The 2115-nt window shown below is 64.4% G+C and carries 1 protein-coding gene; it reads left to right on the plus strand.

Annotation, left to right across the window (positions count from 1 at the left end):
* A partial coding sequence (gene carB / locus MLD24_RS21415) for a carbamoyl-phosphate synthase large subunit (protein WP_248169363.1) occupies positions 1-2115 on the plus strand: 2115 nt, incomplete at both ends.

A 2115-nucleotide genomic window follows, 5' to 3' on the forward strand; every position in this document is an offset into this window, starting at 1 on the left:
ACGTACTGACATCCAGAGTATCCTGATCCTGGGCGCGGGCCCCATTGTGATCGGCCAGGCCTGCGAGTTTGACTACTCCGGCGCCCAGGCCTGTAAGGCGCTGCGGGAAGAGGGCTACCGGGTGATTCTGGTGAACTCCAACCCGGCCACCATCATGACCGACCCGGCGATGGCCGATGCCACCTACATCGAGCCCATCACCTGGAAGACGGTCGCCAAGATCATCGAGAAAGAGAAGCCGGACGCGCTGCTGCCCACCATGGGTGGCCAGACCGCCCTGAACTGCGCCCTGGATCTGGAGAAGCACGGCGTTCTCGCCGAGCACGGCGTGGAAATGATCGGTGCCAATGCCGACACCATCGACAAGGCCGAAGACCGCGACCGCTTCGACAAGGCCATGAAGTCCATCGGCCTGGAATGCCCCCGCGCCGAGATTGCCCACACCATGGAAGAAGCCTGGGGCGTGGCGGAGCGCATCGGCTATCCCTGCATCATCCGGCCCTCGTTCACCATGGGCGGCTCCGGTGGCGGCATCGCCTACAACCGTGACGAGTTCGAGGAGATCTGCCAGCGCGGTCTGGATCTGTCGCCCACCAACGAGCTGCTGATCGACGAATCGCTGATCGGCTGGAAAGAGTACGAGATGGAGGTGGTGCGGGACCGCAACGACAACTGCATCATCGTTTGCGCCATCGAGAACTTCGACGCCATGGGCGTGCACACCGGCGACTCCATCACCGTGGCCCCGGCCCAGACCCTGACCGACAAGGAATACCAGATCATGCGCAACGCCTCGCTGGCGGTGCTGCGTGAGATTGGTGTGGAAACCGGCGGCTCCAACGTCCAGTTCGGCATCCATCCGGACACTGGCCGCATGGTGGTGATCGAGATGAACCCGCGGGTGTCCCGTTCCTCGGCGCTGGCCTCCAAGGCCACCGGCTTCCCCATCGCCAAGGTGGCCGCCAAGCTGGCCATTGGGTACACCCTCGATGAGCTGCGCAACGAGATCACCGGTGGCGTCACCCCGGCCTCGTTCGAGCCCAGCATCGACTACGTGGTCACCAAGATCCCTCGCTTCACCTTCGAGAAGTTCCCTCAGGCCGACGCCCGCCTGACCACCCAGATGAAATCGGTGGGTGAGGTGATGGCCATCGGTCGCACCTTCCAGGAATCCATGCACAAGGCCCTGCGAGGGCTGGAAGTGGGCTCCGAAGGCTTCGAGCCGAAGGTCGACCTGGCCACCGAAGACGGCCGCGAAACCCTGATCCGCGAACTCAACGAGCCGGGCGCCGAGCGCATCTGGTACATCGGCGACGCCTTCCGCAGCGGCATGACGGTGGAAGACGTGTTCCAGCACACCAAGGTGGACCCCTGGTACCTGGTGCAGATCGAAGACATCATCCTGGAAGAAGAGGCGCTCAAGCAGGCCGGCAAGGCCGACATCGATCGCGACACCCTGTTCCGCCTCAAGCGCAAGGGCTTCTCCGACGCCCGCCTGGCCAAGCTGCTGAGCCTGTCCGAAGAGAGCCTGCGCAAGCTGCGTCACGACCTGGACGTGCGCCCGGTGTACAAGCGGGTGGACACCTGTGCCGCCGAGTTCGCCTCCAGCACCGCCTACATGTACTCCACCTACGAGGAAGAGTGCGAGGCCGACGCCACCGATCGCGACAAGATCGTGGTGATCGGCGGTGGCCCCAACCGCATCGGCCAGGGCATCGAGTTCGATTACTGCTGTGTCCACGCCGCCCTGGCCATGCGTGAGGATGGTTATGAAACCATCATGATCAACTGCAACCCGGAAACCGTGTCCACCGACTACGACACCTCCGATCGTCTGTACTTCGAGCCGATCACCCTGGAGGACGTGCTGGAGATCGTCCGGGTGGAGCAGCCCAAGGGCGTGATCGTGCAGTACGGTGGCCAGACCCCGCTGAAACTGGCCCGCGGCCTGGAAGCGGCCGGCGTGCCCATCATCGGCACCAGCCCGGACGCCATCGACCGCGCCGAGGACCGCGAGCGGTTCCAGCAGATGATTGGCCGCCTGGGCCTGCTGCAGCCGAACAACGCCACCGTGCGCAGCCACGAGGAAGGCGTGCTGGCGGCCCGTGAAATCGG

This window comes from Marinobacter xestospongiae (genome assembly GCF_023156385.1).
GTDB lineage: Bacteria > Pseudomonadota > Gammaproteobacteria > Pseudomonadales > Oleiphilaceae > Marinobacter > Marinobacter xestospongiae.